At 71.7% G+C, this 19,133-nt stretch carries 14 protein-coding genes; 9 read left to right on the top strand and 5 right to left on the bottom strand.

The features are described 5' to 3' along the window. Positions 1–224: 224 nt before the first annotated feature. The 7 genes from ACFV2S_RS07310 (at position 225) to ACFV2S_RS07280 (ending at position 9,929) form a co-directional block, all read left to right on the top strand. Complete coding sequence (locus tag ACFV2S_RS07310) at positions 225–1,436, top strand: ROK family protein (RefSeq protein WP_385555078.1); 1,212 nt, start codon at positions 225–227, stop codon at positions 1,434–1,436. Positions 1,437–1,558: 122 nt separating this feature from the next. Further along, positions 1,559–2,623, top strand: a complete 1,065-nt coding sequence (locus ACFV2S_RS07305) for a sugar ABC transporter substrate-binding protein (protein ID WP_385555076.1) — start codon at positions 1,559–1,561, stop codon at positions 2,621–2,623. A 278-nt stretch (positions 2,624–2,901) separates the two neighbouring features. Beyond that, positions 2,902–3,690 (top strand): ATP-binding cassette domain-containing protein, encoded by a 789-nt coding sequence (locus ACFV2S_RS07300; RefSeq protein WP_015037000.1) that lies wholly within the window; start codon positions 2,902–2,904, stop codon positions 3,688–3,690. After that, complete coding sequence (locus tag ACFV2S_RS07295) at positions 3,687–4,985, top strand: sugar ABC transporter permease (RefSeq protein WP_385555074.1); 1,299 nt, start codon at positions 3,687–3,689, stop codon at positions 4,983–4,985. Before ACFV2S_RS07300 ends, ACFV2S_RS07295 begins: the two co-directional genes overlap by 4 nt. Positions 4,986–5,196: 211 nt before the next feature. Next, entirely contained in the window at positions 5,197–7,116 is a 1,920-nt protein-coding gene (dxs, locus tag ACFV2S_RS07290; protein ID WP_385555072.1) for a 1-deoxy-D-xylulose-5-phosphate synthase, read from the top strand. Between the two features lie 101 nt (positions 7,117–7,217). Beyond that, positions 7,218–8,750, top strand: a complete 1,533-nt coding sequence (locus ACFV2S_RS07285) for an amino acid permease (RefSeq protein ID WP_385555070.1) — start codon at positions 7,218–7,220, stop codon at positions 8,748–8,750. A gap of 99 nt (positions 8,751–8,849) precedes the next feature. Then, positions 8,850–9,929: a hypothetical protein gene (locus ACFV2S_RS07280; RefSeq protein ID WP_385555068.1), complete on the top strand. Its 1,080-nt coding sequence runs from the start codon at positions 8,850–8,852 to the stop codon at positions 9,927–9,929. Between the two features lie 73 nt (positions 9,930–10,002). On the opposite strand, the gene ACFV2S_RS07275 is transcribed toward ACFV2S_RS07280, so the two are convergent. Together ACFV2S_RS07275 and ACFV2S_RS07270 are read right to left on the bottom strand one after the other, a co-directional pair. Beyond that, complete coding sequence (locus ACFV2S_RS07275) at positions 10,003–12,141, bottom strand: 3-hydroxyacyl-CoA dehydrogenase NAD-binding domain-containing protein (protein WP_385555066.1); 2,139 nt, start codon at positions 12,139–12,141, stop codon at positions 10,003–10,005. After that, on the bottom strand, positions 12,138–13,352 hold the full coding sequence (locus ACFV2S_RS07270; RefSeq protein ID WP_385555064.1) for a thiolase family protein: 1,215 nt from the start codon (positions 13,350–13,352) through the stop codon (positions 12,138–12,140). Before ACFV2S_RS07270 ends, ACFV2S_RS07275 begins: the two co-directional genes overlap by 4 nt. 341 nt (positions 13,353–13,693) lie before the next feature. Here ACFV2S_RS07270 and ACFV2S_RS07265 point away from each other — a divergent pair, with 341 nt between their 5' ends. Then, positions 13,694–14,815 (top strand): alpha/beta fold hydrolase, encoded by a 1,122-nt coding sequence (locus ACFV2S_RS07265; RefSeq protein WP_385555062.1) that lies wholly within the window; start codon positions 13,694–13,696, stop codon positions 14,813–14,815. Positions 14,816–14,870: 55 nt separating this feature from the next. Here the strand turns inward: ACFV2S_RS07265 and ACFV2S_RS07260 are convergent, their stop codons facing one another. From ACFV2S_RS07260 to ACFV2S_RS07250, 3 genes are all read right to left on the bottom strand, one after another. Beyond that, complete coding sequence (locus ACFV2S_RS07260) at positions 14,871–16,154, bottom strand: ribonuclease D (RefSeq protein WP_385555060.1); 1,284 nt, start codon at positions 16,152–16,154, stop codon at positions 14,871–14,873. An 80-nt stretch (positions 16,155–16,234) separates the two neighbouring features. Continuing rightward, positions 16,235–16,900, bottom strand: coding sequence for a response regulator transcription factor (locus ACFV2S_RS07255; protein ID WP_015037008.1), 666 nt, complete (start codon positions 16,898–16,900; stop codon positions 16,235–16,237). A gap of 239 nt (positions 16,901–17,139) precedes the next feature. Continuing rightward, the gene (locus tag ACFV2S_RS07250; protein ID WP_385555057.1) at positions 17,140–17,832 is read right to left on the bottom strand and encodes a DUF3000 domain-containing protein; all 693 of its coding nucleotides are present in this window, start codon (positions 17,830–17,832) and stop codon (positions 17,140–17,142) included. A 91-nt stretch (positions 17,833–17,923) separates the two neighbouring features. Here ACFV2S_RS07250 and hemE point away from each other — a divergent pair, with 91 nt between their 5' ends. Further along, a complete protein-coding gene (gene hemE, locus ACFV2S_RS07245) occupies positions 17,924–19,000 on the top strand; it encodes a uroporphyrinogen decarboxylase (protein WP_385555055.1) in 1,077 nt (358 codons plus the stop codon). Positions 19,001–19,133: the final 133 nt, after the last annotated feature.

The raw sequence follows: 19,133 nt of genomic DNA, 5'->3' as shown, positions 1-19,133 counted from the left end.
GCCCACCCACTCTCGGCGGGGGGGGGGGGCGCGGGCCGGGCCGGCGGGCGCGCGGGCCCCCCCCGCGCCCCCCGGGCGCCCCCCCCCGCCCCCGCGGGGGGGGGCGCGCCCCGGCGCGTCGTGTGACACTCACCGTCCGACACTCAAGGTCTTGACGGGGACCAAGCCGAAAGCGTCCCCTTAGAGTTCACATGTTGGAGAAAACGGTGGGAGTGAGTGAGTCGATGGAGACTCCGGGGTCGCAGACCTCTCTGCACAGGGCCAATCTCGAACGGGTCGTCCGGGCTGTGCGTATGGCCGGATCACTCACCCAGGCGGAGATCGCCCGGGCGACGGGCCTCTCGGCCGCCACGGTCTCCAACATCGTGCGGGAGTTGAAGGAGGGCGGCACCGTCGAGGTGACGCCCACCTCCGCGGGCGGCCGCCGGGCCCGCAGCGTCTCGCTCTCCGGCGACGCCGGCATCGTGATCGGCGTGGACTTCGGCCACACGCACCTGAGGGTCGCCGTCGGCAACCTCGCCCACCAGGTGCTCGCCGAGGAGGCCGAGCCGCTCGACGTGGACGCGTCCTCCGCCGAGGGCTTCGACCGGGCCGAGAGGCTGGTCAAACGGCTGATCCGGGCCACCGGAATCGGCGCCGACAAGGTGATCGGCGTCGGCCTCGGCGTCCCGGGTCCGATCGACGTCTCCTCCGGGACCCTCGGATCGACGTCGATCCTGCCGGGCTGGAGCGGGATCAACCCCGCGGAGGAGCTCTCCGGCCGGCTCGGCGTCCCGGTGCACGTCGACAACGACGCCAACCTCGGCGCGCTCGGCGAGCTCGTCTGGGGCAGCGGCCGGGGCGTGAAGGACCTGGCCTACATCAAGGTGGCCAGCGGCGTGGGCGCCGGGCTCGTCATCGACGGGCGGGTCTACCGGGGGCCCGGCGGCACCGCGGGCGAGATCGGGCACATCACCCTGGACGAGTCGGGGCCGGTCTGCCGCTGCGGCAACCGCGGCTGCCTGGAGACCTTCACCGCCGCGCGGTACGTGCTGCCGCTGCTCCAGCCGAGCCACGGCCCCGACCTGACCATGGAGCGGGTCGTGCAGCTGGCCCGCGAGGGGGACCCCGGCTGCCGCCGGGTGATCGCCGACGTCGGACGGCACATCGGCAGCGGCGTCGCCAACCTCTGCAACCTCCTCAACCCCAGCCGGGTGGTGCTCGGCGGCGACCTCGCCGAGGCCGGTGAGCTGGTCCTCGCGCCCATCAGGGACTCCGTCTCGCGGTACGCGATCCCCAGTGCGGCCCGCCAGCTCTCGCTGGCCCAGGGGGCCCTCGGCGGGCGCGCCGAGGTGCTCGGCGCCCTCGCCCTCGTGCTGAGCGAAATGGGCGATTCGACCCTGTTGGAGAGTGCGCTGCCCGCCGCGGCCCCCGCCTCGCGCCTTGCCTTCACTTAGATAACGAACACCGTCGTTGTCATCTCGTTAAGAATTTACTTCTTGACGTCAACGTTGCAGCCGAGTTGACTTCGTGCCACCTCGGCCGCAACGTCGCGGCCTCGTCAGGGAGGCAACCCCACATGAACGCAGTGACGCGTCGCGCCGTCATAGCCACGGCCGCGGTCTCGATGGCACTCTCGCTCGCCGCCTGCGGCAAGGCCGGCGGCGACGACAGCGGAGACAAGGGCAGCTCGACCAAGATCGGCCTGCTCCTTCCGGAGAACAAGACCTCGCGCTACGAGGCGCTGGACAAGCCGCAGTTCGAGAAGGCCGTCAAGGCCGCCTGCTCCGACTGCGAGATCGTCTACAACAACGCGGTCTCCGACGTCGTGAAGCAGAAGCAGCAGTTCGACCAGCTGATCGCCGACGGCGTCAAGGTCATCGCGCTCGACCCGGTCGACGCCGCCAAGGCCGAGGGCTGGGTCAAGGACGCCAAGGCCAAGGGCGTCAAGGTCGTCGCGTACGACCGTGCCGTCCCGGGCGCCGACGCCTACGTCAGCCACGACAACAACAAGGTCGGCGAGCTCCAGGGCCAGGCCCTGCTGACCGCGCTCGGCACGAAGGCCGCCTCGGCGAACGTCGTGATGATCAACGGCGACGAGAAGGACCCGAACGCCGCGCTGTTCAAGAAGGGCGCGCACACCGCCCTCGACGGCAAGGTCGGCAAGATCGCCTACGAGGCCTCCGGCGAGTGGGACCCGAAGGTCGCGGGCGAGAAGATGTCCGCCGCGATCTCCTCGGTCGGCAAGGACAAGATCGGCGCCGTCTACTCCGCGAACGACGGCATGGCCGGCGGCATCATCACCTCCCTCGAGAACGCCGGCGTCAAGGGCGTCCCGGTGGGCGGCCAGGACGCCGAGGTCGCGGGCATCCAGCGGATCATCGCGGGCAGCCAGACCTTCACGATCTACAAGTCGCCGCTCCAGCTGGCCCCCGAGGCCGCCAAGTTCGCGGTGAACCTGCTCAAGGGCAAGGACCTCGGCGCCCAGGGCGAGACCGACGGCGTGCCCTCCACGCTCTTCGCCCCGGTCGTGGTCGACAAGACCAACATCCAGTCCACGGTCGTCAAGGACGGCATCTACAAGGCCGCCGACCTCTGCACCGCGGACCTCGCCGCCAAGTGCACCGAGCTGGGCATCAAGTAACCCCGGCCCCACCTCGCGGGACCCCCACGGTCCCGCGCCACGGATCCCGGCCCCGGCCGCGCCGGTCAGAGGCGCCGCCGCCCGCGTACAGAGGGTGAAGACCCCCGGTAACAACGGCGGGCCCCCGGCCCCGGATCCGTCCCCCGAGCCCGTCCGGTCCCCGGCCGACCCAGACCCCGCTGTCGGTCCGGGGGCCGGACGAGCCCAGCCCCCCTCGAAACTTCGGCGCCGCACCGGCGGCGCGACATGCCGTCGACCCCTCCCGGGCGGCGAAGGAGTTGGTTCACGTGTCCCAGACGCCCGTGTTGGCGTTGCGCGGGATCTTCAAGCGGTTCGGAGCGGTTCAGGTCCTCTCCGGTGTCGATCTCGAAGTCCACGCAGGAGAGGTCGTCGCGCTCGTCGGCGACAACGGAGCGGGAAAGTCCACGCTGGTCAAGACGATCGCCGGCGTGCACCCCATCGACGAGGGCGTCATCGAGTGGGAGGGCGAGCGCGTCGAGATCCAGCGCCCGCACGACTCCCAGAACCTCGGCGTCGCCACCGTCTACCAGGACCTCGCGCTCTGCGACAACCTCGACGTCGTCGCCAACCTGTTCCTCGGCCGCGAGATCAAGAAGGGCGGCGTCCTCGACGAGGTCGCCATGGAGAAGCGGGCCAAGGACCTGCTCTCCACGCTGTCCATCCGCATCCCCAGCGTCCGCATCCCCGTCGCCGCCCTCTCCGGCGGTCAGCGGCAGGTCGTCGCCATCGCCCGCGCCCTGGTCGGCGACCCCAAGATCGTGATCCTGGACGAGCCGACCGCCGCGCTCGGCGTCGAGCAGACCGCGCAGGTCCTCGACCTGGTCGAGCGGCTGCGCGAGCAGGGCCTCGGCGTGATCCTCATCAGCCACAACATGGCCGACGTGAAGGCCGTGGCCGACACCGTGGCCGTGCTCCGCCTGGGGCGCAACAACGGCACCTTCCCGGTGGCCACCACCACGCACGAAGAGATCATCGCCGCGATCACCGGTGCCACGGACAACGCCGTGACCCGCCGCCAGGCCCGCAACGCGGAGGTAGCGAAGTGAGCACGACCCCCAGCACCTCCGAGGACACCGTGCCCGAGCCGCGCGCGGGCGAGGAGGCGGCCCCCGCCGCCGCCGCGGTGCCCGCCGTCGACCCCCGCCTCCTCGTCCGCGAGCAGGGCTTCAAGGGGTACGTCGACGAGTTCAAGCGCAAGATCCGCTCCGGTGAGATCGGCTCGCTGCCCGTCGTCGTCGGCCTGATCGTCATCGGCATCGTCTTCCAGGCCCTCACCGGCAACTTCATCACCTCGTACAACCTCGACCAGATCACGCTGTACGCGGTCGGCCCCGGCATCATGGCCGTCGGCATCGTCTTCGTCCTGCTGCTCGGCGAGATCGACCTCGCCGTGGGCTCCGTGGCGGGTCTGGCCGGCTCAGTCTGGGGCGTGCTCGGCACCGACATGCCGGACTCCCTCGCCATCCTCCTCGGCATCCTGTCCGGCACCCTCATCGGCGCCTTCCACGGCCTGGTGTTCGCCAAGATCGGCGTGCCCGCGTTCGTCGTCACCCTCGCCGGCTTCCTCGGTTGGGCCGGTCTGCAGACCTGGGTCATGGGCGACCGGTCGACCATCCCCACCCCGATCGGCAGCTTCGTCGGCGACCTCACCAAGTACTACTTCTCCGACGTCGCCGCCGCCTACGGCCTCGCCGTGGCCGTCGTCGCCGCCTTCTACCTCGCCCAGCTGCGCGACTCCCGCCGCCGCAAGGCCGCCGAGCTGCCGCACCGCCCGCAGAGCGAGATCATCCTGCGCACCGCCGTCCTCGCGGTCCTGGTCCTCGTCGCCGCGTACGGCTTCAACCAGGAGCAGGGCCTGCCGCTCTCCCTGGTGATCTTCCTGGTGATCCTTCTCGTCACCGACTTCGTCCTGCGCCGCACCACGTACGGCCGTCAGGTCTTCGCGGTCGGCGGCGGCATCGAGGCCGCCCGCCGCGCCGGCATCAACGTGTCGTGGATCCGGATCTCGGTCTTCATGATCTCCGGCACGATGGGCGCCGTCGGCGGTCTCTTCCTGGCCTCCGCGACGGGCGGCGCCGACCGCTCGCTCGGCGGCGGCAACCAGCTGATGATGTGCATCGCCGCCGCGGTCATCGGCGGTACGTCGCTGTTCGGCGGACGCGGCAAGGTCTGGTCGGCGCTCCTGGGCATCCTGGTCATCCAGTCGATCGTCCAGGGCCTCAACCAGATGAACCTGTCCTCGAACGCCATCCAGTACATGATCACCGGAGCGGTCCTGCTCATCGCCGTGATCATCGACTCGGTCTCCCGCCGCACGCAGAAGACCGCGGGCCGCGCGTAACACCCGTCACAGCAGCCCGGCACCGGGAAACCGGTGCCGGGCTCCCGCGCGTCCGGAGCAGCAGTGCACGCGCGCGTGCAGCCGTACAGATCAGCGGATTGTCGGCCATGAGGGTGACGCCTCACCCCCCGGCCCGATGCCCACGATCCAAGACGGAACATTAGACTCGACAAATCGGCAAGCTCGACCAGCTCAACGCAAGGAGGAACGGGTGGCTCTGCTGACCCGTATCAGGGGACCGCGAGATCTGGACCGGCTCTCCCCGGAACAGCTGGACCAGCTGGCCGACGAGATCAGGACGTTCCTCGTGGACGCCGTCTCCAAGACCGGCGGGCACCTCGGCCCCAACCTCGGCGTGGTCGAGCTGACCATCGCCCTGCACCGGGTGTTCGACTCCCCGAAGGACAAGGTCCTCTGGGACACCGGCCACCAGAGCTACGTCCACAAGCTCCTCACCGGGCGCCAGGACTTCTCGAAGCTCAAGATGAAGGGCGGCCTCTCCGGCTACCCCTCGCAGGCCGAGTCCGACCACGACGTCATCGAGAACTCGCACGCCTCCACCGTCCTCGGCTGGGCCGACGGCCTCGCCAAGGCGAACGAGGTCCTGAAGAAGGACGACCACGTCGTCGCGGTCATCGGTGACGGCGCCCTCACCGGCGGCATGGCCTGGGAGGCGCTGAACAACATCGCCGCCGCCAAGGACCGCCCGCTCGTCATCGTCGTCAACGACAACGAGCGCTCCTACGCGCCCACCATCGGCGGCCTCGCCAACCACCTGGCCACCCTGCGCACCACCGACGGCTACGAGCGCTTCCTCGCCCGCGGCAAGGACATCCTGGAGCGCACCCCGGTCGTCGGGAAGCCGCTCTACGAGACCCTGCACGGCGCCAAGAAGGGCCTCAAGGACTTCATCGCCCCGCAGGGCATGTTCGAGGACCTGGGCCTGAAGTACGTCGGCCCCATCGACGGCCACGACATCGAGGCCCTGGAGTCCGCCCTCACGCGCGCCAAGCGCTTCGGCGGCCCCGTGATCGTGCACTGCCTCACCGAGAAGGGCCGCGGCTACCAGCCCGCCCTCCAGGACGAGGCCGACCGCTTCCACGCCGTCGGCAAGATCCACCCCGACACCGGCCTGCCCATCGCCTCCTCCGGCGCCGACTGGACCGGCGTCTTCGCCGAGGAGATGGTCGCGCTCGGCGAGGAGCGCGCGGACATCGTCGCCATCACCGCGGCCATGCTCCAGCCCGTCGGCCTCGACAAGTTCGCCAAGGCCTTCCCCGAGCGGGTCTTCGACGTCGGCATCGCCGAGCAGCACGCCGCGGTCTCCGCGGCCGGCCTCGCCACCGGCGGCCTCCACCCGGTCTTCGCCGTGTACGCGACCTTCCTCAACCGCGCCTTCGACCAGGTCCTGATGGACGTGGCGCTGCACAAGTGCGGCGTCACCTTCGTCCTGGACCGGGCGGGTGTCACCGGCACCGACGGCGCCTCGCACAACGGCATGTGGGACATGTCGATCCTGCAGGTCGTGCCCGGCCTCCGGCTCGCCGCCCCGCGCGACGCCGACCAGGTCCGCGCCCAGCTGCGCGAGGCCGTCGAGGTCACCGACGCCCCGACCGTCGTCCGCTTCTCCAAGGGCGCCGTCGGCCCGGCCGTCCCGGCCCTGCGCCGCGTCGGCGGCATGGACGTGCTCCGCGAGGCCGGCTCGGAGCGGCCGGACGTCCTCCTGGTCTCCGTGGGCGCCCTGGCCCCCATGTGCCTGGAGATCGCCGGCCTCCTCGACCGGCAGGGCATCTCCACCACCGTCGTCGACCCCCGCTGGGTCAAGCCCGTCGACGAGGCCCTCGCCCCGCTCGCCGAGCGCCACCGGGTCGTCGTCACCGTCGAGGACAACAGCCGCGTCGGAGGTGTCGGCTCCGCCGTCGCCCAGGCGCTGCGCGACGCCGGCGTCGACGTGCCGCTGCGTGACTTCGGCATCCCGCCGCGCTTCCTCGACCACGCGTCCCGCGGCGAGGTCCTCGCCGAGATCGGGCTGACCGCCCCGGACATCGCCCGCCAGGTCACCGGTCTGGTCTCGCGCCTGGACGGACGGTTCGAGAGCAGCGCCCAGGCCGTGGAGCCCGCCCGCGACTGACGGACACCGTCACCCGGCGTCACCTTTGGGCCGGTCGGATCACTCTTCGGAGTGCCGACCGGCCCTTTCGCGTGCATTCTGTCCCCAGGGCGGGCAGCCCCATGGCAGGGAGGTGCGACGTGAGTACGGACCAGCGGCCACGCGCCAATACCGGATTGTTCCGGACCAAGTCGGTCGAGCAGTCGATCCGCGACACGGAGGAGCCCGAGCACGCGCTCCGGAAGTCCCTGTCGGCCTGGGACCTGACGGTGTTCGGCGTCGGCGTCATCATCGGCACCGGCATCTTCGTCCTCACGGGCAAGGTCGCCAAGGAGAACGCCGGACCGGCCACCGCCCTCGCCTTCGTCGCCGCGGGCATCGTCTGCGCCCTGGCCGCCCTGTGCTACGCCGAGTTCGCCTCGACGGTGCCGGTGGCGGGATCGGCGTACACCTTCGCGTACGCCTCGATCGGCGAGCTGCCGGCCTGGATCATCGGCTGGGACCTGGTCCTGGAGTTCGCCCTGGGCACGGCGGTGGTCGCCGTCGGCTGGTCCGGGTACGTCAGATCCCTCTTGGACAACATCGGCTGGCACCTGCCCGCCGCGCTCGAAGGGCCGGACATCCCGGGCGGCACCTTCGACATCCTGGCGTTCCTGCTCGTCCTCGTCCTGACCGTGGTCCTCGTCCTCGGCATGAAGCTCTCCGCCCGGATCACCGCGGTCGTCGTCGCGATCAAGGTCACCGTCGTGATGATCGTGATCATCGCCGGTCTGTTCTTCATCGTCGGCGACAACTACAAGCCCTTCATCCCGCCGGCCGTCTCCCCGCCCGGCGGCACCTCCGGCTGGAACTCCCCGATGGTCCAGCTGATCTTCGGGTACGAGCCGACGAACTTCGGCGTCATGGGCATCTTCACCGCCGCCTCCGTCGTCTTCTTCGCCTTCATCGGCTTCGACGTGGTGGCCACCGCCGCCGAGGAGACGAAGCTGCCGCAGCGGGACATGCCCCGGGGCATCCTCGGCTCGCTCCTCATCTGCACCGTGCTGTACGTGGCGGTCGCGCTCGTCGTCACCGGCATGCAGCACTACACCGAGCTGTCCGTCAGCGCCCCGCTCGCCGACGCCTTCAAGGCGGCGGGCCACCCCTTCTACGCGGGCGTGATCAGCTTCGGCGCCGCCGTCGGCCTCACCACGGTCTGTCTGATCCTCCTGCTCGGCCAGACCCGCGTCTTCTTCGCGATGAGCCGCGACGGTCTGCTGCCGCGCTTCTTCTCCGTCACGCACCCCCGGTTCAGGACCCCGTACCGGCCGACCGTCCTGCTCGGCGTGATCATCGCCATCGTCGCCGGCTTCACCAGCATCAACGAGCTCGCGACCCTGGTGAACATCGGCACCCTCTTCGCCTTCGTCGTCGTCGCCGTCGGCGTCATGGTGCTCCGCCGCACCCGCCCCGACCTGCCGCGCGCCTTCCGCACCCCCTGGGTGCCCGTGCTGCCGATCCTCTCCATCGCCGCGTCCGTCTGGCTCATGCTCAACCTGCCGGGCGAGACCTGGTTCCGGTTCGCCGTCTGGATGGTGATCGGCTTCGTCGTGTACTTCCTGTACGGGCGCCGTCACAGCCGGCTCGGCCTCGAGGGCCGGGAGGCGCGCTACTGAGCGGGTGAGGCCGCAGGCGCGGCGGAGAGCGTCCGGGAGGGCGACTACAGTCGGCTCGTACCCGAACTCCTCCCGACGACCGGAGTGCTGGATCCCCTCATGGCGAACCGATCCCAGGCCCCCACCGACCGTGCCCACAGCCCCGCCGCCCCCGTGCTCCAGGGCTGCTGGCTGACCAGAGGGGAGGAGGGCCGGTTCAGCGCCTACCTGCCCCGGGACGGCGAGGTGGTGCGCTGGACGGAGGAGCCCGGCGGAGGCTGGAGCGGCCCCGTCTCCCTCGGCGGCGACGGACTCACCCCGTTCCTCGCCGTCGGCCAGGGCGCCGACCGCTACGTCCACCTCGTCGGTCTGCGGCCGACGGGCGGCGACGAGGGACACGTCGAGCTGGTGCACGCCGTCCAGTTCCAGACGGGCCGCCCCGCGGCCGCCTGGCGCTCCCTGGGGCACTCGAACGGCAAGGGCCCCTGGATGGGCAACCCGGCCGTCGCCGTGGACGCCCAGGGCCGCGTCTACGCCTTCGTGCGGAACGGCGGCGGCGGCCTCAGCGTCCGGGCACAGAAGGACGCGGGCGGCTGGCACCCCTGGTGGGACCTGAAGGGGTCGAAGACCGACCCCTCGCCGGTCGCGCTCACCAACGGCTCCGGTCTCGTCGAGCTGTACAGCTCGCACGCCAAGGGCCTCGTCCGCTACGTGCAGCGCGAGGCCGGCGCGAAGCCGGTCCGCGAGGAACTCCTGCCCGCCTCGGTGACCATGGGCACCCTGGCGGCCGTCACCGGGCCCTCCGGGCACGTGACGCTCTTCTACCTCGACCAGGAGAACCAGGTCACGGCCTGGTCGCCGGAGCGCGAGCTGGAGCCGACCCCGCTCGGCAAGGCGGTCGGCACCGGACGCCTCTCGGTCACCCGCTGCCTCATCGACGGCTTCGACTGCACGGTCCTCGCCCAGCAGTCCGGGGACGGCCGCCTCGCCCTCGCCGCGTACCCGAGCGAGCAGGAGGCGGAGGGCCTGAGCTGGTCGGAGACGGGGGAGCGGCGGGGGAACCTGGACACCGTCCTCACCCGCGGCCTCGACGGCGGTCTCGTCGCGATGGCCGTGGCCGACGGGCGCACGCCGGTCACCACCCGTCAGAAGGTGGGCGCCGAGGGGCTGCTGCTGGAGGGCTGGCGCTCCATAGGGTGACGCCGCCCGCGGAACGGGAAACGGCCCCGGCACCTGTGCGAGGTGCCGGGGCCGTCGTCATGACGTCCGGGTGTTACGCCGGGACGCTCGCGACGCCCTGGGCCAGGAACGGCTTGCCGTTGACGCGCTCGGAGACGCCCTCACGGTCCAGGTACGGCGTGATGCCGCCCAGGTGGAAGGGCCAGCCCGCGCCGGTGATCAGGCAGAGGTCGATGTCCTGCGCCTCGGCGACGACACCCTCCTCCAGCATCAGGCCGATCTCCTGCGCCACCGCGTCCAGGACGCGGTCGCGGACCTGCTCCTCGGTCAGGACGGAGTCGCCCTGGACGAGGAGGGCGGCGACCTCGGGGTCGAGCTCCGGCTTGAAGCCGTTCTCGGCGTTGTAGACGTAGAAGCCGCGCTTGCCGGCCTCGACGACGCGCTTGAGGTTCGGCGAGACGGTGAAGCGCTCCGGGAAGGAGCGGTTCAGGGTCTCGGAGACGTGCAGACCGATCGCCGGGCCGACGAGCTCCAGGAGCACCAGCGGCGACATCGGCAGGCCGAGGGGCTCGATGGCCTTCTCCGCCGTCTCGACGGAGGTGCCCTCGTCGATGACGTTCTGGATCTCGCCCATGAAGCGGGTCAGGATGCGGTTCACGACGAACGCCGGGGCGTCCTTGGTGAGGACCGCGGTCTTCTTCAGCTTCTTGGCGACACCGAAGGCGGTGGCCAGGGAGGCGTCGTCCGTCTTCTCGCCGCGGACGATCTCCAGGAGCGGGAGGATCGCGACCGGGTTGAAGAAGTGGAAGCCGACCACGCGCTCCGGGTGCTGGAGCTTGGAGGCCATCTCCGAGACGGACAGCGAGGAGGTGTTGGTGGCGAGGATCGCGTGCGCCGGGGCGACCGCCTCGACCTCCGCGAACACCTTCTGCTTGACGGACATCTCCTCGAACACGGCCTCGATGATGAAGTCCGCGTCCGCGAAGCCCTCGGCCTTGTCCAGGACACCGGAGACCAGGCCCTTGAGACGGTTGGCCTTGTCCTGGTTGATCCGGCCCTTGCCGAGCAGCTTCTCGATCTCGGCGTGGACGTAGCCCACGCCCTTGTCGACGCGCTCCTGGTCGATGTCGGTCAGGACGACCGGCACCTCCAGGCGGCGCAGGAAGAGCAGGGCGAGCTGGGAGGCCATCAGACCGGCGCCGACGACGCCGACCTTGGTGACCGGGCGGGCCAGCGACTTGTCCGGGGCACCGGCGGGGCGCTTGCCGCGCTTCTGCACCAGGTTGAAGGCGTAGATGCCGGAGCGCAGCTCGCCGCCCATGATCAGGTCCGCGAGGGCCTGGTCCTCGGCGTCGAAGCCCTTCTGCAGGTCGCCGTCCTTGGCGGCCTCGATGATGTCGAGGGCGCGGTAGGCGGCCGGGGCGGCGCCGTGCACCTTGGAGTCGGCGATGGCGCGGCCCTTGGCGACGGCCTGGTCCCAGGCCTCGCCGCGGTCGACCTCGGGGCGCTCGACGGCGACGGAGCCGTTGAGGACCCCGGCGGTCCAGACGAGCGACCGCTCCAGGAAGTCGGCGCCCTCGAACAGCGCGTCGGCGATGCCGAGCTCGAAGACCTGCTTGCCCTTGAGCTGGCGGTTCTGGTTCAGCGAGTTCTCGATGATGACCGAGACGGCCTTCTCCGCGCCGATCAGGTTCGGCAGGATGGCGCAGCCGCCCCAGCCGGGCACCAGGCCGAGGAAGACCTCGGGCAGCGAGAAGGCCGGCAGGGCCTTCGACACGGTGCGGTAGGTGCAGTGCAGACCGACCTCGACGCCGCCGCCCATGGCCGCGCCGTTGTAGTACGCGAAGGTCGGCACGGCGAGCGCGGAGAGGCGCTTGAAGACGTCGTGGCCGCCCTTGCCGATGGCGAGCGCCTCGTCGTGCTTCTTGAGGAGCTCGACGCCCTTGAGGTCGGCGCCGACGGCGAAGATGAACGGCTTGCCGGTGATGCCGACGCCGACGATGTCGCCGTTCGCGGCCTCGGCCTCGACCTGGTCGATCGCCGCGTTCAGGTGGGCGAGGGACTGCGGGCCGAAGGTGGTCGGCTTGGTGTGGTCGAAGCCGTTGTCCAGCGTGATCAGCGCGAACCGGCCCGCGCCCGCGGGCAGTTCGAAGTGCCGTACGTGGGCGCTGGTGACGACCTCGTCCGGGAAGAGCTCGGCGGCGCCCTTCAGAAGTTCGGCGGTGGTGCTCACTTGCCCTCCCAGTGGGGGTTCTCCCAGATGACCGTCGCGCCCATGCCGAAGCCGACGCACATGGTGTTGAGGCCGTAGCGGACCTGCGGGTTCTCCTCGAACTGGCGGGCCAGCTGCGTCATCAGACGGACGCCGGAGGAGGCGAGCGGGTGACCGTAGGCGATCGCGCCGCCGTACTGGTTCACGCGGGCGTCGTCGTCGGCGATGCCGTAGTGCTCCAGGAACGCGAGGACCTGGACCGCGAAGGCCTCGTTGATCTCGAAGAGGCCGATGTCCTCGATGGACAGGCCGGCCTGCGCGAGGGCCTTCTCGGTGGCCGGGATCGGGCCGTAGCCCATGACCTCGGGCTCGACGCCGGCGAAGGAGTACGAGACGAGGCGCATCTTGACCGGGAGGTCGTGCTCCCGCGCGAAGTCCTCGGAGGCGATGATCGAGGCGGTGGCGCCGTCGTTGAGTCCGGCCGCGTTGCCCGCGGTGACGTTGCCGTGGACGCGGAACGGCGTCTTCAGGTTCGCCAGCGACTCCAGGGTGGTGCCCGGGCGCATCGGCTCGTCGGCGGTGACCAGGCCCCAGCCGGTCTCACCGGTGGAGGCGTCGGTGCGGCGCACCGAGACCGGCACCAGGTCCTGCTGGATCTTGCCGTCGGCGTACGCCTTGGCGGCCTTCTCCTGCGAGCGCACGGCGTACTCGTCGGCGCGCTGCTTGGTGATGCTCGGGTAGCGGTCGTGCAGGTTCTCGGCGGTCATGCCCATGAAGAGGGCGGACTCGTCGACGAGCTTCTCCGACACGAAGCGCGGGTTCGGGTCGACGCCCTCGCCCATGGGGTGGCGGCCCATGTGCTCGACGCCACCGGCGATGACGGCGTCGTACGCGCCGAAGGCGATCGAACCGGCGACGCTCGTCACGGCCGTGAGCGCACCGGCGCACATGCGGTCGATGGAGTAGCCCGGCACCGACTGCGGCAGTCCGGCGAGGATGCCCGCCGTGCGGCCGAGGGTCAGGCCCTGGTCGCCGATCTGCGTGGTCGCGGCGATGGCGACCTCGTCGATCTTCGCGGGGTCGAGGCCCGGGTTGCGGCGCAGCAGCTCCCGGATCGCCTTCACGACGAGGTCGTCGGCGCGGGTCTCGTGGTAGATGCCCTTCGGGCCCGCCTTGCCGAACGGGGTGCGGACGCCGTCGACGAAGACGACGTCCCTGACGGTACGAGGCACGATGGCTCTCCTCCAGGGTGCGGGATGGCACTGCTGCTGCGGCCCACGCCTAAGCGTGCGCTTGCTCCACCCATGCTACTTGTGGGTAACCAGGCTGCCCACCCCTTGGGGGCCAAGCGGTGAAGGTCACACCCCGCGGGCCCGGCCGAGGCACGCGACCGTCACGTCCCGCGGGCCCGGCCGAGGCGCCCGGTGCGCCCCCGCGCGCCCCTCCGATCGGACGGTCCCGCAACCCGATGGGCGCAGGCCGGCCGCCGTCCCGTGGCGCCCCCCGCCCGGCGGCCGGACGCTGACCGGGCCCGGGCACCCGGCCCCGGATCCGCCGCACAGAACGGACTCCCATGGCGATCGTCACCACCGACCACTGGCTCCCGCACAAGTCCACCGTCCCCGCGAACAAGGGCGAGAGCGTCGAGCTCTTCGTGCGCGAGCGGAACGGCACGCCCCCCGGCCAGAAGCGCAGGCCCGTGATCATGCTGCACGGCCGGAGCATCCCGGCGCTCCCGGGCTTCGACCTCCGGTACAAGTCGTACAGCTGGGCCGAGGCCCTGGCGAAGGCCGGTCACGACGTCTTCCTCATGGACCTCCAGGGCTCCGGCCTCTCGGCGCGCCCCATGATGGACGACCCCCGCAACGTCAACCCGGCCCAGCAGAACCTGCTGACCCCGAGGCCGCCCGGATTCACACCGGGCGCGCCGCACTACCCGTACCAGCTGACCAACTCGTACAGCGACCGTGACGAGCTGCACGCCGTCGTGGAGTTCGTCCGCAAGGAGTGCGACGCCGACAAGGTCGCCTTCGTCGGCTGGTCCGCCGCCGCCTTCACCATGGGGCCGTACGCGGTCAAGAACCCCGGCCGGGTGGAGAGCCTGTTCCTGCTGGCGCCGATCTTCCCGCCCCGGGGCACCTCGAACCCGCCGGCCTCGCTGCCGCAGCCGGGCTTCCCGACCTTCCTCGGCACGAAGGCCGGCTTCAAGAGCGGCTGGGGCGGTGAGGTGCACTGCGACGGCCAGCGCGAGGACGACGTCGTCGAGGCGGCCTGGGACGCGATCATGCGGTCCGACCACGTGGGCAGCACCTGGGGGTCCTACGACGGGCTCAACCGGATCAGGAACTTCGTCCGGTGGGGGTGGAACAAGGCCACGGCCGCGCAGGACGGAGTCCTCGGCGGGAGCGTGCCCGTGCTGCTCGTGTACGGGGAGTACGACACCCAGGCCAACACGAGTCCCCCCAACCCCAACCCGGAACTCGACTTCTCGGTCCCCGCGCTGTACGACGCCGTCGCCGGCTCCCACAAGCTGATGGTCAAGCTGGCCTGCGCGGGGCATTCGGTGCCGTGGGAGATGCAGCACAAGAACGTGCACGAGCTCTCGAAGCGCTGGCTCAAGCACCTGAAGGTCGACGGGAAGACCCACGGGGTCTTCGACATGGACGTCGACGGCAACCTCAGCCCGGTCCCGTAGGGAACGGCGGAGCCCCCGGGCGCCGCGAGGGGCGTCGGGGGCTCTCTCCGTGCGGTCAGGCGCCCGCCGTCAGTGCCTCCACGAGCAGCGGGGTCACCAGTTCCACCTGCCACGGCCGGGCGCCGTGGCCGGTGAGGGCCTCGGCGACCGTCTCCGGGGTGCCCGGGGACGGCGGTTCCCAGCAGACCCGGCGCACCGTGTCCGGGGTGATCAGGTTCTCCTGCGGGAGGTTCAGCTCCTCCGCGAGCGCCGAGACCGCCGTGCGCGCCGCCGCGAGGCGGGCCGCCGCGGCCGGGTCCTTGTCCGCCCAGGCGCGCGGCGGGGGCGGGCCCGCGACCTGCTGGCCCGGCTGCGGGAGCTCGCTCTCCGGGAGGGCCCTGGCCCGGTCCACCGCGGCCTGCCACTGCTCCAGCTGGCGGCGGCCCGTCCGGTTGCCGAAGCCGGGCAGCGCGGTGAGCGCGGCCACGTTCACCGGCACCGAGAGCGCGGCCTCGACGATCGCCGCGTCGCTCAGCACCTTGCCGGGGGAGACGTCACGCCGCTGGGCGACCTTGTCGCGGGCCGTCCACAGCTCCCGTACGACCGCCATCTGGCGTCGGCGGCGCACCTTGTGCATGCCGGAGGTCCGGCGCCACGGGTCCTTGCGCGGCGGGGCGGGCGGGGCGGAGGCGATCGCGTCGAACTCCTGGTGGGCCCACTCCAGCTTCCCCTGCCGGTCGAGCTCCTTCTCCAGGGCGTCCCGCAGGTCGACGAGGAGTTCGACGTCCAGCGCCGCGTACCGGAGCCACGGCTCGGGCAGCGGGCGGGTGGACCAGTCGACGGCGGAGTGGCCCTTCTCCAGCGCGTAGCCGAGGACGGACTCGACCATGGCGCCGAGGCCGACGCGGGGGAAGCCCGCGAGGCGCCCGGCGAGCTCGGTGTCGAAGAGCGAGGTGGGGCGCATGCCTATGTCGCGCAGGCACGGGAGGTCCTGGGTCGCGGCGTGCAGGATCCACTCGGTCCCGGCGAGCGCCTCGCCGAGCCCCGAGAGGTCGGGGCAGCCGACGGGGTCGACGAGCGCGGTGCCCGCGCCCTCGCGGCGGAGCTGTACGAGGTAGGCGCGCTGGCCGTAGCGGTAGCCGGAGGCGCGCTCGGCGTCCACGGCCACGGGACCGCTTCCGGCGGCGAACGCGGCGATCACCTCGGCGAGGGCGTCCTCCGTCTCGACGACGGGCGGGATCCCCTCGCGGGGCTCCAGCAACGGGATCGGAAGCCCATTCGCAGGGACATCGTCGTCCGGGGGGCCGCCCCCGGTGGTGCGCAGTGCTGTGTCTGCGGCGGTCTCTTGGGCGTCGGTCACGTGTCAAGGGTATCGGTGAACGGCAAGCGCCTGTCGACGGAACGTTCCGTCGACAGGCGCGGGCCCGTGTCCACCGGCCGTCAGTGGATGATCCCCGTCCGCAGGGCCACCGCGACCATGCCGGCGCGGTCCCCGGTGCCCAGCTTGCGGGCGATGCGGGCGAGGTGGCTCTTGACGGTCAGGGCGGAGAGGCCCATGGACACGCCGATCGCCTTGTTGGACTGGCCCTCCGCGACGAGCCGGAGCACCTCGACCTCACGGCCGGAGAGCTCGCGGTAGCCGCCCGGGTGGCTCGGGGCACCCGGGGGGCGGCGGTGGCCGAGGCGGGCCGCCGCGGCGCCGATGGGGGCGGCGCCGGGACGGGTGGGGTGACCGATGTTGGTGCGGGTACCGGTGACGACGTAGCCCTTCACGCCGCCCGCCAGGGCGTTGCGTACGGCGCCGATGTCATCGGCGGCCGAGAGGGCGAGGCCGTTGGGCCAGCCCGCGGCGCGGGTCTCGGACAGCAGGGTCAGGCCGCTGCCGTCGGGCAGGTGGACGTCGGCAACGCAGATGTCGCGCGGGTTGCCGACGCGGGGACGGGCCTCCGCGATGGACGACGCCTCGATCACGTCGCGCACTCCGAGGGCCCACAGGTGGCGGGTGACGGTGGAGCGGACGCGTGGGTCGGCCACGACGACCATGGCCGTCGGCTTGTTCGGGCGGTAGGCGACCAGGCTTGCGGGCTGCTCGAGGAGAACGGACACCAGGCCTCCTGGGGGGAAGGGTGCGGGACGGGGCCGGCTCGGGGAAGAAGCCGGGGGCGAACCCGTGCTGTGAAGGGGTCACTGACTCCTTCGGCAGCTGGGCCGCCCGCCTTTAGGGAAAGATCACGATTTGGTGAGTAACAATTAGGGCAATTCGGATACGTGATCGATCATTCTGCGAGCGGGCCCCGTCCCGTCACCCCCACGAGGGACCCCGGAACGACCCGTCGGGGGCGGTCTCAGGCCCCCTGCGGCCCCCGCCGCTGGGGCAGCGAGACGACCCCCGCGCCCGTCACCGTCCCCGCCCCCGGATCCGCCGGCGCCGGAGGCAGCCCCGCGATCTGACAGAGCAGATCGCACCAGGCCGCCAGATGGGCCCCCGTGTCCGGCACCCCGCTCCGGCCCTCGCGCGGGGTCCACGACGCCCGGATCTCGATCTGCGTCGCCGGCCTGCGGTCCGCGAGCCCGCCGAAATAGTGCGAGCCCGCCATCGTCACGGTCCCGCTCGCCTCCCCGTACGCCAGCCCCCGCGCCTCCATGGCCCCGGTCAGCCAGGACCAGCACACCTCGGGCAGCAAGGGGTCCGCCGCCATCTCCGGCTCCAGCTCCGCCCTGACCAGGGTCACCAGACGGAACGTGCCCTTCCAGGCCTCGTGCCCGTCCGGATCGTGCAGCAGCACCAGCCGCCCGTCCGCCAGGTCCTCCTCGCCCTCCACCACGGCCGCCTCCACCGCGTACGCGTACGGGGCGAGGCGCTGCGGCGGCCTGGTCGGGTCGACCTCGATCTCGGGCCGCAGCCTCGCCGACCTCAAGGCCTCCACCGCCCGCCGGAAGGCGGGCGGAACCGGGTTTGTCTCCGTACTGTCCGCCGTTTCGTCCGTCCCTCGATCGCCGTCGGAATGATCGGAAAAATGTCCCTGAGCCGCAGCCATGCGGGGAAGAGTAGGCGGAACGGGGCCTCCGTGCAGGGAGGGACACCCGGCCCGGACGAGCGGCTTCCCGCCACATGCGAAGATTCTGGGCGTGAGTGCCAATGACCGCCCCACGGGCCAGCAGACGAAGCAGCAGTCGCGGACGTACGACTCCGCGTTCCTCAAGGCGTGCCGACGCGAGCCGGTGCCGCACACCCCCGTCTGGTTCATGCGGCAGGCCGGGCGCTCGCTCCCCGAGTACCTGAAGGTCCGCGAGGGCATCCCGATGCTGGAGTCGTGCATGCGGCCCGAGCTGGTCACCGAGATCACGCTCCAGCCGGTACGCCGCCACAAGGTCGACGCCGCCATCTACTTCAGCGACATCGTCGTCCCCCTCAAGGCCATCGGCCTCGACCTCGACATCAAGCCCGGCGTCGGCCCGGTCGTCGCCGACCCCATCCGCACCCGCGCCGACCTGGCCCGGCTGCGCGACCTGACCCCCGAGGACGTCCACTACGTCACCGAGGCCATCGGCATGCTCACCGAGGAGCTGGGCGACACCCCGCTCATCGGCTTCGCCGGCGCGCCTTTCACCCTCGCGAGCTACCTCGTCGAGGGCGGCCCGTCCCGCAGCCACGAGCACACCAAGGCGCTCATGTACGGCGACCCGCAGCTCTGGGCCGACCTGCTCGACCGCCTCGCCGAGATCACCTCGACCTTCCTCAAGGTGCAGATCGAGGCCGGCGCCTCCGCCGTGCAGCTCTTCGACTCCTGGGTCGGCGCCCTCGCCCCGGCCGACTACCGCCGCTCGGTGATGCCCGCCTCGACCAAGGTGTTCGACGCGGTGGCCGGCTACGGCGTCCCGCGCATCCACTTCGGCGTGGGCACGGGCGAGCTCCTCGGCCTCATGGGCGAGGCCGGCGCGGACGTCGTCGGCGTCGACTGGCGCGTCCCGCTCGACGAGGCCGCCCGCCGCGTCGGCCCCGGCAAGGCGCTCCAGGGCAACCTGGACCCCGCCGTGCTCTTCGCCTCGCGCGAGGTCGTGGAGGCCAAGACCGACGAGGTCCTCGCCGCCGCCAAGGGCCTGGAGGGCCACGTCTTCAACCTGGGCCACGGCGTCATGCCGGCGATGGACCCGGACGCCCTGTCCCGGCTCGTCGAGTACGTGCACACCCGCACGGCCGTCTGACGCCCACCCCCGTCCCGTCGCCCCCCCCCCCCCCCCCCCCCCCGCGCGGGGGGCCCCCCCCACACCCACCCCACGCCACACACCCACCCCAACGCGACCGCCAGCCCCTCCACCGCCCCGCACCCCCCCGCGC

This window comes from Streptomyces sp. NPDC059695, assembly GCF_042733785.1.
In the GTDB taxonomy this organism is placed as follows: Bacteria; Actinomycetota; Actinomycetes; order Streptomycetales; family Streptomycetaceae; genus Streptomyces.
Note: the sequence above shows the minus strand (reverse complement) of the source record. Positions and strands in the feature narration are given on the sequence as shown.

What these genes read in the sequence shown, in the direction of transcription:
- ACFV2S_RS07305 (WP_385555076.1), top strand. Translation starts at nt 1,559, where the DNA reads ATGAACGCAGTGACGCGTCGCGCCGTCATAGCCACGGCCGCGGTCTCG.
- ACFV2S_RS07285 (WP_385555070.1), top strand. Translation starts at nt 7,218, where the DNA reads ATGGCAGGGAGGTGCGACGTGAGTACGGACCAGCGGCCACGCGCCAAT.
- ACFV2S_RS07250 (WP_385555057.1), bottom strand. Translation starts at nt 17,832, where the DNA reads ATGGCTGCGGCTCAGGGACATTTTTCCGATCATTCCGACGGCGATCGA.
- ACFV2S_RS07310 (WP_385555078.1), top strand. Translation starts at nt 225, where the DNA reads ATGGAGACTCCGGGGTCGCAGACCTCTCTGCACAGGGCCAATCTCGAA.
- ACFV2S_RS07280 (WP_385555068.1), top strand. Translation starts at nt 8,850, where the DNA reads ATGGCGAACCGATCCCAGGCCCCCACCGACCGTGCCCACAGCCCCGCC.
- ACFV2S_RS07265 (WP_385555062.1), top strand. Translation starts at nt 13,694, where the DNA reads ATGGCGATCGTCACCACCGACCACTGGCTCCCGCACAAGTCCACCGTC.